Genomic DNA, 12561 nt, shown 5'->3' on the forward strand with positions numbered 1-12561 from the left:
AGGTTCGCGCCGGCGCCCGGGCGATGCCGCGGCGCCCCTGCCGGAGAGGGCGAAGGGCCCCGCATCGCCGGATGCGGGGCCCCCCTGCGCCTCAGCCGCTCAGCCGGTTCCGGGCCGGATCAGAGCTTGGCCTCGAGCTCCGGCAGGACATCGAAGAGATCGCCGACCAGGCCGTAATCGGCGACCTGGAAGATCGGCGCCTCCTCGTCCTTGTTGATCGCCACGATCACCTTGCTGTCCTTCATGCCGGCGAGATGCTGGATGGCGCCGGAGATGCCGACCGCGATGTAGAGCTCGGGGGCGACGACCTTGCCGGTCTGGCCGACCTGCCAGTCGTTCGGCGCATAGCCCGAATCGACCGCGGCGCGCGAGGCGCCGGTGGCCGCGCCGAGCTTGTCGGCGACCTTCTCGATCAGCGCGAAGTTCTCCTTGGAGGCGAGCCCGCGGCCGCCGGAGACGACGATCTTGGCGGAGGTCAGCTCCGGCCGGTCGCTCGCCACCACGCTGTCCTCGACCCAGGACGAGAGCCCCGGATCGCCCGCCGCGGCGATGTTCTCGACCGGCGCCGAGCCGCCGGTGCCGGCGGCGTCGTAGCCGGCGGTGCGGATCGTCAGCACCTTGGTCGGATCGGCGGACTTCACGGTCTGGATCGCGTTGCCGGCATAGATCGGTCGCACGAAGGTGTCGGCATCGACGATCTCCTGCACGTCGGAGATCACCATGACATCGAGCAGCGCCGCGACCCGCGGCATGATGTTCTTGGCGTCGGTGGTGGCCGGCGCGGCGATGTGGCTGTAATCGCCGGCGAGGCTGACGATCAGCGCCGCGGTGGGCTCGGCGAGCCGGTGCCCGTAGATCGCGTCCTCGGCGCACAGAACCTTGGCCACGCCGTCGATTTTCGCGGCTGCCTCGGCCGCCGCGGCGGCGCGCGCGCCGCAGGCCAGCAGCGTCACCTCGCCGAGCGCGGCGGCGGCGTTCACGGCCTTGGCGGTGGCGTCGAGCGCCAGCTCGCCATCGGTCACCTCTGCCATCAGGAGAACGGCCATCAGATCACCCCCGCTTCGTTCTTGAGCTTGTCGATCAGCTCGTCCACCGAGCCGACCCGGACCCCGGCCTTGCGCGCCGGCGGCTCGTCGACCTTGACCACCGCGAGGCGCGGCGTGACGTCGACGCCGTAGTCGGCGGGCGTCTTCTTGTCGAGCGGCTTCTTCTTCGCCTTCATGATGTTCGGCAGCGAGGCATAGCGCGGCTCGTTGAGGCGCAGATCGACGGTGATGATCGCCGGCATCGCGACCTCGATGGTCTGCAGGCCGCCATCGACCTCGCGCGTCACCTTGGCCTTGTCGCCCTCGATGGCGAGCTTCGAGGCGAAGGTGCCCTGGGCCCAGCCGGTGAGCGCCGCGAGCATCTGGCCGGTGGCGTTCATGTCGTTGTCGATCGCCTGCTTGCCCATCAGCACGAGGCCGGGCGCCTCGGCGTCGATCACGCCCTTCAGCAGCTTGGCGACGGCGAGCGGCTCGATATCGGTGTCGACGGTGTCGGCGGCGACGATCAGGATCGCGCGGTCGGCGCCCATGGCGAGCGCCGTGCGCAGCGTCTCCTGGGCCTTCTCGACGCCGATCGAGACCGCGACGATCTCGCTCGCCACGCCCTTCTCCTTCAGCCGGATCGCCTCCTCGACGGCGATCTCGTCGAAGGGGTTCATCGACATCTTGACGTTGGCGAGATCGACCCCGGTGCTGTCCGCCTTGACACGGACCTTCACGTTGTAGTCGATCACGCGTTTGACGGGCACGAGCACCTTCATCCGCGCATTCCTTTCATGTCGGCCGCGCGCAAGGCGGCCCCGTATGGATCTCCCGCCTCGTGGACGGTCCGAGGGACACATCTAGCGGAGCGCCCCCGGTTTCCCTGAAAAGAAAGCGTCATGCAAGGGCAGCAATGCGTCATCTCCGCCGCCCTGCGCCGCCGCCGCTGCCCGCCTGAGGCCGCCTTGTCGCCCGGTGCAGGGGGCCGGGGGAGCGCGCGCCGCCTCCCCGCGCCGCGCCGCGGCGAATGCCCGCGCGCCGGCCCGGGCGACCAGCCGCGCCGGCGCCGCGGGCAGCGGCAGCGGTGCGCCCACGTGGGTGTGGCCGGGAATGGCGCTTCCTGCAAGGCCACCGGCAGGGGCGCCCACCTGGCGTGGGCACGGCCGGGAACGAGGCGCTTCTGCGGGTCCACCGACACGCGCGCGCGCCCCGCGTGGACGCAGCCGGGAAGGGGGTTTCTGCCCGCCCCGCGCGGGCGTACCCGGGAACTGGGCTCCTGCGAGGCCACCGGCACCCGCGCCCGCCTGGCGGGGGCCTGGTCGGGGCGGTGCCCGCCGGCGCAGCTGTCTGGCGCGTGCGACAGGGCGTCGCCGGCGCGCTCCCGCTTTCGGGTCACGGCACCGCCGGCGCCCGGCGGTGCGGGCATGGCCTCCGGGCCGGCGCAGCGATCCCGGAACCGCGCCTGCGCAGATGCCGTCAGGCCCAGGCATCGGCAGGCCCGATCGCTGGTAGGCTCGGTTGCTGGCAGGTCCCTGTGCCGGCAGGTCCGGCTGCTGGCAGGCCCGGGCGCCGGGAGGTTCAGACGCCGGAAGGCCCGGTTGCAGGCAGGCCAGGTCTCCGGAAGGCCCAGATGCCGGCGGGCCCTGGCAGCGGCAGGCGCGGTCACTGATTGGCTCGGTTGCTGGCGGGTCCAGGCGCCGGAAGGCTCAGTCGCTGGCCGGCCCGGTTGCTGGTCTGCCCGGCTGCTGGCCGATCCGGTCGCCGGGAGGTCCAGGCGCTGGCGGGCCCGGTTGCCGGTAGGCCCAATGCCGGCAGACCGAGGCACCGGCAGGGCCGGTCGCCGGCAGGCCCCGGGCATCGGCAGGTCCGGCATCGGCGGCTTCAGGCGGTGGTGGGTTCAGGCGCTGGCGGGTGCGGTGGGCGCGGATGGTGGAGCGGGCCCGGCGCGGCGTCGGCCTGGCGATGTCCCGCGCGCCGGCATGGTGCCAATCTGGACCGCAGGTCGGAACGAATCTGGACTGTCGGCCGGAACTCGTGCATTGCGGGAGCGGCCGCCGGGGAACGCATGGGCGCTTCGGCGGCACGTGCTTCCGCGGCGGGCCTGTTCGACCGCCGCGGAGGACGCATCCTGTCCTCGCCCTGGCCCGGTTCCGGGCCGCCACATCATGGAGAATTTCATGTCATTCACTCGTCTCATCAGATCCGTGCTTTCCGTGACCCTGGTGCTCGGCGCGCTCGCCGCCGCGGCGCCCGCCAATGCCCAGTCCGACAACCCCGAGGTGATCCGCGCCCGCGTCACCCAGCTCTACCTGCATGCCGAGGACGGCCTGCGCGACCTGTTCGACGCGTCCGGCGACTTCGAGCGCGCGCTTGCCGCCAAGGACCGTTTCTCGATGAACGTCGCCGCCGCGCGGATGTTCCAGGGCAGCACCGCCGCCGCGTTCTGGTCGGTCGTGCTCGACGACCGGGTGAACGCGCTCGGCGCCAAGCCCGAGGTGCTGGCGCTCAGCGGCGAGATGCGCGAGATCACCATCACCGTGCACAACCGCCTCGCCGGCATCGTCGCCACCAACGACATGGACGCGCTGGCCAAGGCGCTCGACGATTCGGCCGACGGCCTGACCCGGCTGCGCGACGTGGTGAAGAAGATCTACGACATCATCCAGGCCAACGTCCGCGGCGAGTGAGCCGCACTAGGGCACCGGACCGTTAGAGGCCGGCGGGGCAGCGCTCCGCCGGCCTCTTCATTGCCGGGGTGACGCCCGCGGCGAGCTTCGCGCCCCGCGCGCCGGTTCAGTTCCGCAGCACCACGCAGTTGCCGCCGGCGCGCTTCAGCCGGGCGCAGAGCTGGCCGGCGGCGCGCCGGCTGGCGGCGCCGATCCGCGCCTGATAGGGCGCGCCGCGGATGCCGCGCCGGTTGCGCACCACGCTGAGCGGCTTGCCGCCGAGCACCGCGGCATAGCGCCGGCTGACCCGCCGGGCCGCCCGCAGCGCCGCGCCGTGGCTGCGCCCGCCGGCGATCTGCACCCCCCAGGGCAGCTGCTGGCCGAGCACCGCCCGGGTCGGCAGGATCGGCAGCGAGCGGCAGGCCTCGGCAAAGCGCTTGCCCTCGACCAGCGGCCGCGGCTCGACCTCGCGGCCGCGGGCGCGGAACCACTCCACCGGGCGGAAGGTGATGGCGCGCACATAGCCCTGCGTCTCGTGCGGCAGATAGCCGCCGCGGGCGAGCCAGGCCTCGATCCGGCCGGGGCCGCCATTGTAGGCCGCCGCGGCGAGGCCCCAGTTGCCGAAGGCGCGGCGCAGATCGGCGAGGAAGCGCGCCGAGGCCGGGATCGCCTGGCGGATGTCCCAGGGGTCGCGCAGCCCGCGCGCCTTCGCGGTGCCGGGCATGAACTGCGCGATGCCCTGCGCGCCGGCGGGGGAGATCGCCTTCTCGTCGAAGCGGCTCTCCTGGTAGATCAGCCGGGCGAAGAAATCCGCCGGCAGGCCGTGCGCCGCCGCCGCGCCCTCGATCAGGTCGCAGATCCGGCCGAGCCGCTGCGCCTCGGTCAGCGGCCGGGCCGCCGGCGCCTCGGCCATCGCCACCGGCGCGCGCGGCGAGATCGGCGGCGCGGTCGGCGGCGCCGCCGCCGCGACGGTGGCGATCTGGGCCAGCAGCGCCGCGGCCGGGGCGAGGAGGGCGGCGGACCGGAGCATCGGCCTCAGCGGGTCTGTCCCGGCACCCAGAGCACGTCGCGCGCGCCGTTGTCGTTGGCCGCGCGCGAGGCGACGAAGAACCAGTCCGACAGCCGGTTGAGATAGCGGATCGCCGCCGGGTTGACCTCCTCCTCGCGGGCGAGACGCACCACCAGCCGCTCGGCGCGGCGGCAGACCGTGCGGCAGTGATGCAGATGCGCCGCCAGCGCCGAGCCGCCGGGCAGCACGAAGCTGCGCAGCGGCGCCAGCGCGGCGTTCATCGCGTCGATCTCGGCCTCGAGCCGGTCGACCTGCCCCGGCACCATGCGCAGCGGGGTGTATTCGGCCTCGGCGTCGCGCGCCATCTCCGGGCGGCAGAGATCGGCGCCGAGATCGAAGAGCTCGTTCTGGATGCGCCCGAGCGCGGCGTCGATCTCGCCGGCGCTCCCCGCCGGGGCGGCCTCCGCCGGGGTGCCCTCGGCCGGGGTGCCCTCCACCGCGCCTCCGGCCAGCCGCGCCAGCCCGACCACCGCGTTCAGCTCGTCCACCGTGCCATAGGCCTCGACCCGGGCGGCATCCTTGCCGACGCGGCGCCCGTCGCCGAGCGCGGTTTCCCCGGCATCGCCGCTGCGGGTGTAGATCCTGTTGAGAACGACCATCGGCTCACCTCGCCCCTCATCCGCGGGCGCGGAGCCGCTCCCCGCCCGTCCGTGCCTGCGATCCGGCCGCCGGCGTCAGCCGCCGCCGCGTGCGACCAGGATCGTCGCCATGATCAGCACGATCGCCACGAACTGCGCAATGATCCGGTAGCGCATCATCCGGTTCGAGAAGCTCGGCGTGGACTTGCCGGTTCCGAACCCGATGATGCCGATCATCAGCACCACCAGGGTGGCGAGGCAGGCGGCGATCGCCATGAAGAGAATGTTTTCGGACATGGCTCTGCATGTAGCCTCTCGCCGGCCCCGCTGCCAGCCCCGCGCCGCGGCGCAATGGCGCGGGCGGCGGGCCAGGGGGCGCGCCGCTGCGGGCGGGCCGGGCTCAGCCCCTCGCCAGCACCCGGTCGAGCCAGCGCGTCGGCAGCGCGCGCTTCAAGAGCCCCGCCGCATAGGTCGGCGTGGTCACCGGGTAGCGCGGCCGCGGCCGGCGGCTCTCCAGCGCATGGACGATCTTCGCCGTGGTCGCCGCGCAGGAGAGCTCGAAGCGGTCCGGCGGCGGGTTCTCCTCGAAGAGCCGCGGCTCGAGCACGGTGGCATAGAGCTCGGCCCAGGGGCTGTTGGCGGCGTCGATCCAGCGGCGGTAATGCGGCCGGGCGTTCTCGCGGATGCGGGTGCGGATCGGCCCCGGCTCCAGCAGCATGACATGGATCGGCGTGCCGGCGAGCTCGAGCCGCAGCGTGTCGGTGTAGCCCTCCAGCGCGAACTTGGTGGAGATGTAGGCGCCGCGCATCTTCAGCGCCGCGAAGCCGAGCACCGAGGAGTTCTGCAGGATCCGCCCGTGGCCCTGCGCGCGCATCACCGGCAGCACCCGGCGGGTCAGCTCGTGCCAGCCGAAGAAGTTGGTCTCGAAGATCTCGCGGAACGCCTCCGTCGGCATGTCCTCGACCGCGCCGGGCGAGGCATAGGCGCCGTTGTTGAACAGCGCGTCGAGCCGCCCGCCGGTGGCCCCGGTCACGGCATCCAGCGCCGCCGCGATGCTCGCCGGATCGGTGTAGTCGAGCCGCGGGCTCTCCAGCCCCTCGGCCTCGAGCCGGGCGCAGTCCTCCGCCTTGCGGCACGAGGCGAAGACCCGCCAGCCGCGCGCCTTCAGCGCATGCGCCGCGTGGTGGCCGATGCCGCTCGAACAGCCGGTGATGAGAACGCTGCGCCGGTCCATGCCGCCCCTCCCTGATCCCGCGCCGTGAGATAGCCGCTCCGGCGCGGCTTGGCGAGGCCCGCTCAGCGCCGCCGGCGCCGCGGCCCGGCGGTGGCGGCGTGGAAGGCCGGCGGCTTGCCGCGCACCCAGGCGACGAAGCGGGCGATCTGCGGATGGCGCCTCAGCGCCTCGATGCTGGCATAATGGCGCGCCAGCTCGGCCTCGGAGAGCGCCGCATGGATCGCGTTGTGGCAGATCTGGTGCAGCCGCACGGTCGGCCCGTTGCGCCCGCCCTTCAGCTTCGGCACGAGGTGGTGCAGGCTCTGCCGCGCCTCGGGCGGGATCGGCCGCCCGCAGAGCGGGCAGAGCGGGAGGCTTTCTGATGCCGTGTCCGGCGCCGTGCCGGACGGATCGGTTGCGGATGGCGGGCTCATGGTGGTCATACTAGCGCGATGCCACGGATTGCGGAGGGCCATGCGATGATTCCGGTGATTCCCGTCGAGGCGGTGCTCGAGGGCCGCGCCGATGCCGCGATCATGTCCGGCGCCGCGGGCTCGGGGTTTCTCACCCTGGCCGGGGTCGATGCGGCGCTCGGCCTGGCGCCGCCGCGGGCGGCGATGCTGGGCTTCTTCGGCGCCCCCGAGCCGGTGCGCCGGGCGGTGCTGCGCAACAAGTACGACCCGGCCTCGCGCCATGTCTATCGCGGCCATTTCGTGCCCGACGGCGCCGGGGTGCTGGAGGGTTTCGACATCGGCCCGGACATCGCCTGGCCGGAGCGCGCCGGCGATGGCGGCGATCCGCTGACCGAGCCGACGCCGCGCCCGGCGATCCCCGGCTGGGCCGCCGCCACCGGCGCCTACTACGCCGCGATGAGCCGGCTCGGCATGGCGCTGACCCGGGCGCTGCTGCGCGGGCTCGGCGCCGACGAGGCGCTGGCCGAGCGCCATTTCGCCCGCTCGATCTCGACCCTCAGGCTGCTCCGCTACCCGGCGCTCGACCCGGCCGCCATCGCGCCCGACCGCGTGGTCGAGGGCGCCGGCGGCAGGCGCTTCCTGATGACCCGGGCGCATACCGATTCGGGCTTCGTCACGCTGCTCTGGCAGGACCGCACCGGCGGGCTGCAGGCCGAGGGGCCGGACGGCTGGATCGCGGTGCCCCCGGCGGAGGGCGGGCTGGTGGTGAATTTCGGCCAGATGCTCGAGGACTGGAGCGGCGGGCGCATCCGCGCCACCCCGCACCGGGTGCTCGGCGGGGCGGCCGAGCGCTTCTCGGTGCCGTTCTTCTTCGAGCCGGCGGTGGATGCCCGGATCGAGCCGCTGGCGGGCGGCGCCGGCGCGGCCTTCGTCTATGGCGACTTCCTGTGGGAGCGGATGGTGCGCTTCCCCAACTTCCACGGCGTCACCCGGCGCCCCGCCGCCTGATCCCGGCCGCCGCGCCGGCCGGAGATGTCGCTTTCCGCACCCCAGAGGGTCCGGATCCGCCTTGGCGGCCCGCCCGCCTGCCCGCAAGACAGGGGCAGCGAACAGGACCCGGCGGAGGACGAGATGGCGGATGCGGCGACCGAGACGACCCAGGCGACGGAAACCACCGTGGTGGAGAGCTGGACCGAGTGGGACCCGCTCGCCCATGTGATCGTCGGCCGCGCCGACGACTGCCACATCCCGCCCGCCGAGCCGGCGCTCGACGCCAAGGTGCCGGCCGACAGCGACATGCGCGGGCAGTGGGGCCGGCGCCCGCAGGAGAGCATCGACCGCGCCAACGAACTGCTCGACCGCTTCGCCGACCAGCTCCGCGCCCGCGGCATTAGGGTCGACCGGCCGACCCCGATCGACTTCTCCGAGCCGGTGCGCACCCCGGATTTCGAGACCGCCAGCCAGTTCGGCTGCATGCCGCCGCGCGACGTGCTGCTGACCGTCGGGCGCGAGATCCTCGAGGCGACGATGTCGTATCGCTGCCGCTGGTTCGAGTATCTCTGCTATCGCCCGCTGCTGCAGCGCTACTGGGAGGAGGACCCGAACTTCCGCCACGAGGCGGCGCCGAAGCCGCGGCTGACCGATGCCGACTACCGCCCCGACTATCTCTCCGAGAGCATCTCCATCGCGCAGCGGCTCGACTGGGCCGCGGCGAAGCATTTCGTCACCACCGAGGAGGAGCCGCTGTTCGACGCCGCCGACGTGCTGCGCTTCGGCCGCGATCTCGTGGTGCAGCACGGCTTCACCACCAATCTCAAGGGCATCGAGTGGCTGCGCCGGCACTTCCCCGAGCACCGGGTGCATGCGGTGAACTTTCCCGGAGACCCCTATCCGATCCATATCGACGCGACCTTCACGCCGATCCGCCCCGGGCTGATCCTCAACAACCCGCAGCGCCGCCTGCCGGCGGAGTGCCGCGGGCTGTTCGAGCGCAACGGCTGGGAGATCGTCGATGCCGCGCAGCCGGCGCACAACACGCCGCCGCCGCTCTGCTACTCCTCGGTCTGGCTCTCGATGAACGTGCTGGTGCTCGACCCCAAGACGGTCTGCGTCGAGGCCAGCGAGGTCTACCAGGCCGAGCAGCTCGACCGCCTCGGCATGGAGGTGGTGCCGGTGGAGCTGCGCGACGCCTATGCCTTCGGCGGCGGCCTGCACTGCTGCACCGCGGATGTGCGCCGGATCGGCAGCTGCACCGACCATTTCCCCGCCGGCTGAGCCGGCCGGGCGTGCTATCCTCCGCCATCGGATGGCAGGGGAGGCGGCGATGACCGAGCGGGCGATCTGGAGCGGCGACAGCTATGACCGGCTGATGGGCCGCTGGAGCCGCCGGCTGGCGCCGGAGTTCCTCGCCTTTGCCGGGATCGAGGACGGCGCCGCGGTGCTCGACATCGGCTGCGGCACCGGGGCGGTCAGCGCGGCGCTGCTCGATATCGGCCCGGGGATGCGGGTGACCGGTCTCGACGGCTCGGCGGATTTCCTCGCCGCCGCCGCCGCCGGGCTCGACGATTCGCGCGCCGGCTTCGTGCTCGGCGACGCGCAGGCGCTGCCGCTGGCCGATGACAGCCAGGATGCCTGCGTCTCGCTGCTGGTGCTCAACTTCGTGCCCGACCCGGTCCGCGCGGTCTGCGAGATGCGGCGGGTGACGCGCACCGGCGGGCGCGTCGCCGCGGCGGTCTGGGACTATGGCGGCGAGATGGAGATGCTGCGCATCCTCTGGGACGAGGCGGTGGCGCTCGACCCCGCCGCGGCGGAGCGCCACGAGGCGCTGATGCCGCTCTGCCGCGCCGGCGAGCTCGCCGCGCTCTGCGAGGGCTGCGGGCTGGCCGCGGTCGAGGAGACGGCGCTCGGCGTCACCACCCGGTTCGCCGATTTCGAGGATTACTGGGCGCCGTTCCTCTCCGGCACCGGGCCCTCGGGCAGCTATGTCGCGGGGCTGCCGGCGCCGGCGCAGGCGGCGCTGCGGGCGCGGCTCGCGGCGCGGCTGGCACCGGCCGGCGAGGATGTGCCGATCCGGCTCGCCGCCCGGGCCTGGGCGGTGCGGGCCGTGGTGCCGGCCTGACCGGGGCTGCGGCGCAGCTTCCCGTTCGCACCGCCGCCGGCGAGGTGCTAGGCTCGCACCAAACCAGCCGGGAGAGCGCCCATGCCGACCATCAGCCGCGAGGCCCAGATCCAGACCGTCATCACCACCTTCGAGACCAGTCCCGGCATGTGCGAGGACCTGCTCGAGGCCCTGCGCGCGGCCTATGCCGAGTTCATCAGCAGGCAGCCGGGCTTCATCGCCGCGGGGCTCCATGTCAACGATGCCCGGACCCGGATCGCCAACTACTCGCAATGGGAGCGGCGCGAGGACTTCCTGGCGATGCTGCGCTCCGAGGAGATGCGCAGCCGCAACCGGGTGTTCCTGCAGAACTGCCGCAGCTTCGAGCCGGTGATGTACGACGTGGTCGAGAGCTTCGACTGACCGGGCGGCGCCGGCGGTGCCCGGGGTGGAGCGCTGCGACGTCGCGGTGATCGGGGCCGGGCCGGCCGGGCTCGCGGCGGCGGAGACCGCGGCCGCGGCGGGGCTTCGGGTGCTGCTGCTCGAGGGCCGGCCGAGCCCGGCGCGAAAGTTCCTGATGGCGGGGAAATCCGGGCTCAACCTCACCAGGGAGGAGCCCGCCGGGCGCTTTCTCGCGGGCTTCGGCGCCGCCGCGCCGCGGCTCGCGCCGATGCTCGGGGAATTCGGCCCGGAGGCCGCCATGGCCTGGGCCGAGGCGCTCGGCGAGCCGCTCTTCACCGGCTCCTCCGGCCGGGTGTTCCCGAAGGCGATGAAGGGCTCGCCGCTGCTCCGGCGCTGGCTGGCGCGGCTGGCCGGGGCCGGGGCGGAGCTGCGCAGCCGCTGGCGCTGGACCGGCTGGGACGGGCCGCCCGGCGCCGCGCGCGGCGGCGCGCCGCTGGCCTTCGAGACGCCGGAGGGCCGGCGCCTGCTGGCGCCGCGCGCCACCGTTCTGGCGCTCGGCGGCGCCTCCTGGCCGCGGCTCGGCTCGGACGGCGCCTGGGCGCCATGGCTGGCCGCCGAGGGCGTGCCGCTCGCGCCCTTCCAGCCGGCGAACATGGGCTTCGACATCCCCTGGTCGGCGCATTTCGCCGGGCGTTTCGCCGGCGCGCCGGTGAAGCCGGTGCGGCTCTCGGCCGGCGCCGCCGAGGTGCAGGGCGAGTTCGTGGTGACGGCGCGCGGCATCGAGGGCAGCGCGGTCTATGCGATCTCGGCGGCGCTGCGCGACCGGCTGGCGCGCGACCCGATCCTGCGGCTCGATCTCGCGCCGGGGCGCCGCCTCGAGAGCCTCGCCGGGGCGCTCGCGCGGCCGCGCGGGCGCGACAGCCTGGCCAACCATCTGCGGAAGCGCGCCGGCCTGCGCGGCGTCAAGGCCGGGCTGCTGCGCGAGGCGGCGCCGGAGGCGCTGGGCGATGCCGCGGCCACGGCCCGCGCGATCAAGGCGCTGCCGCTGCGCGTCGCCGCGCCGCGCCCGATCGCCGAGGCGATCTCCAGCGCCGGCGGCATCGGCTGGGCCGGGCTCGACGAGGGCCTGATGCTGCGCGCGCTGCCCGGGGTCTTCGCCGCCGGCGAGATGATCGACTGGGAGGCGCCGACCGGGGGCTACCTGCTCACCGCCTGCCTCGCCACCGGGCGCTGGGCCGGGCGGGCCGCCGCCGCCCGCGCCGCCCCCTGACGCGCCGACGCCGCCCGCAGCGTGGTCGTGCCGCCGCCGCCCGCAGCGTGGCCCGTGCCGTCGCCCGACGTACCGCCGCCTGACGCGGATGCCGTCGCCCGACGTACCGCCGCCTGACGCGGATGCCGTCGCGCGTGCCGCCGCCTGACGCGCCGCCCCCCGGTGCGCCGCCTGCCGAGGGTGCCGTCGCCCGTGCCGCCCCCTGGAGCGCCGCCCGCAGCGGACGCCGTCGCCCGTGCCACCCCTGACGCGCCGCACCGCGGGCGCCGGGGGTGGTGCCGCCTCCCGACGCGCCGCCCGCCGCAGGTGCCGGGGTCCGTGCCGCTCCCCGATGCGCCGCCCGCAGCGGGTGCCGGGGCCGCGCGGCCGAGGCCCCACCCACCCGGGCGAGGTGGCGCCAGGCGTCGCCGTTGCGCGGCCCCCTAGCCTCGGCCGCGCAGCCCCGGCACCCGCGGTGCGGTCCCGGTATCTGCGACGCGGCCACGGCGTCCGTGGCGCCGCCCTGGTGCCCGCAGCGTGGTGCCGGCTCCGCGGTGCGACCCCGGCACCCGCGGTGCAACCCCGGCACCCGCGGTGCGGCGCCGGCAACTATGGCGTGGCGCCGGCTACTGCGGCGCGACCACGGTGCCCGTGGCGCCGCACAGGCGCCCGCAGCGTGGCGCCGGCTCCGCTGCGCGGCCCCGGCACCCGCCGCTCGACCTCTGTGCCCGTGGTGCGACCCCTGCACCCGCGGTGCGACCCCGGCACCCGCGGTGCGACCCCGGCACCCGCGGTGCGACCCCGGCACCCGCGGTGCGACCCCGGCACCCGCGGTGCGACCCCGGC

13 protein-coding genes are annotated in these 12561 nt (G+C 74.5%); 6 read left to right on the forward strand and 7 right to left on the reverse strand.

Annotated features, from left to right (window positions below; all coding sequences use genetic code 11):
- Positions 1-119 precede the first annotated feature (119 nt).
- Positions 120-1046, reverse strand: a complete 927-nt coding sequence (locus QSJ97_RS10130; protein WP_285671633.1) for an electron transfer flavoprotein subunit alpha/FixB family protein — start codon at positions 1044-1046, stop codon at positions 120-122.
- A complete protein-coding gene (locus QSJ97_RS10135; RefSeq protein ID WP_285671634.1) occupies positions 1046-1807 on the reverse strand; it encodes an electron transfer flavoprotein subunit beta/FixA family protein in 762 nt (253 codons plus the stop codon). Before QSJ97_RS10135 ends, QSJ97_RS10130 begins: the two co-directional genes overlap by 1 nt.
- Positions 1808-3205: 1398 nt before the next feature.
- Here QSJ97_RS10135 and QSJ97_RS10140 point away from each other — a divergent pair.
- A complete protein-coding gene (locus QSJ97_RS10140; protein ID WP_285671635.1) occupies positions 3206-3715 on the forward strand; it encodes a hypothetical protein in 510 nt (169 codons plus the stop codon).
- A gap of 106 nt (positions 3716-3821) precedes the next feature.
- Here QSJ97_RS10140 and QSJ97_RS10145 read toward each other — a convergent pair whose 3' ends face one another.
- The 5 genes from QSJ97_RS10145 to QSJ97_RS10165 all read right to left on the reverse strand — a co-directional run bounded on the left by QSJ97_RS10145 (position 3822) and on the right by QSJ97_RS10165 (position 6988).
- A complete protein-coding gene (locus QSJ97_RS10145) occupies positions 3822-4724 on the reverse strand; it encodes a lytic transglycosylase domain-containing protein (RefSeq protein WP_285671636.1) in 903 nt (300 codons plus the stop codon).
- A 5-nt stretch (positions 4725-4729) separates the two neighbouring features.
- On the reverse strand, positions 4730-5362 hold the full coding sequence (locus tag QSJ97_RS10150; RefSeq protein ID WP_285671637.1) for a cob(I)yrinic acid a,c-diamide adenosyltransferase: 633 nt from the start codon (positions 5360-5362) through the stop codon (positions 4730-4732).
- A gap of 75 nt (positions 5363-5437) precedes the next feature.
- Complete coding sequence (locus tag QSJ97_RS10155) at positions 5438-5638, reverse strand: twin transmembrane helix small protein (RefSeq protein WP_285671638.1); 201 nt, start codon at positions 5636-5638, stop codon at positions 5438-5440.
- A 103-nt stretch (positions 5639-5741) separates the two neighbouring features.
- The gene (locus QSJ97_RS10160; protein ID WP_285671639.1) at positions 5742-6575 is read right to left on the reverse strand and encodes an SDR family NAD(P)-dependent oxidoreductase; all 834 of its coding nucleotides are present in this window, start codon (positions 6573-6575) and stop codon (positions 5742-5744) included.
- 62 nt (positions 6576-6637) lie between these two features.
- Positions 6638-6988: an HNH endonuclease family protein gene (locus QSJ97_RS10165; RefSeq protein ID WP_285671640.1), complete on the reverse strand. Its 351-nt coding sequence runs from the start codon at positions 6986-6988 to the stop codon at positions 6638-6640.
- 45 nt (positions 6989-7033) lie between these two features.
- On the opposite strand from QSJ97_RS10165, the gene QSJ97_RS10170 reads away from it, so the two are divergent.
- The 5 genes from QSJ97_RS10170 to QSJ97_RS10190 all read left to right on the forward strand — a co-directional run bounded on the left by QSJ97_RS10170 (position 7034) and on the right by QSJ97_RS10190 (position 11736).
- The gene (locus QSJ97_RS10170; RefSeq protein WP_285671641.1) at positions 7034-7975 is read left to right on the forward strand and encodes a 2OG-Fe(II) oxygenase family protein; all 942 of its coding nucleotides are present in this window, start codon (positions 7034-7036) and stop codon (positions 7973-7975) included.
- Between the two features lie 123 nt (positions 7976-8098).
- Positions 8099-9241: a serine/threonine protein kinase gene (locus QSJ97_RS10175; protein WP_285671642.1), complete on the forward strand. Its 1143-nt coding sequence runs from the start codon at positions 8099-8101 to the stop codon at positions 9239-9241.
- Positions 9242-9290: 49 nt separating this feature from the next.
- Entirely contained in the window at positions 9291-10085 is a 795-nt protein-coding gene (locus QSJ97_RS10180; RefSeq protein WP_285671643.1) for a class I SAM-dependent methyltransferase, read from the forward strand.
- Positions 10086-10166: 81 nt separating this feature from the next.
- Positions 10167-10487 (forward strand): antibiotic biosynthesis monooxygenase family protein, encoded by a 321-nt coding sequence (locus tag QSJ97_RS10185; protein WP_285671644.1) that lies wholly within the window; start codon positions 10167-10169, stop codon positions 10485-10487.
- Positions 10488-10503: 16 nt separating this feature from the next.
- Positions 10504-11736 (forward strand): TIGR03862 family flavoprotein, encoded by a 1233-nt coding sequence (locus tag QSJ97_RS10190; protein WP_285671645.1) that lies wholly within the window; start codon positions 10504-10506, stop codon positions 11734-11736.
- The last annotated feature ends 825 nt before the right edge of the window (positions 11737-12561 follow it).

This window comes from Paralimibaculum aggregatum (assembly GCF_030270585.1).
Taxonomy (GTDB): domain Bacteria; phylum Pseudomonadota; class Alphaproteobacteria; order Rhodobacterales; family Rhodobacteraceae; genus Thermohalobaculum; species Thermohalobaculum aggregatum.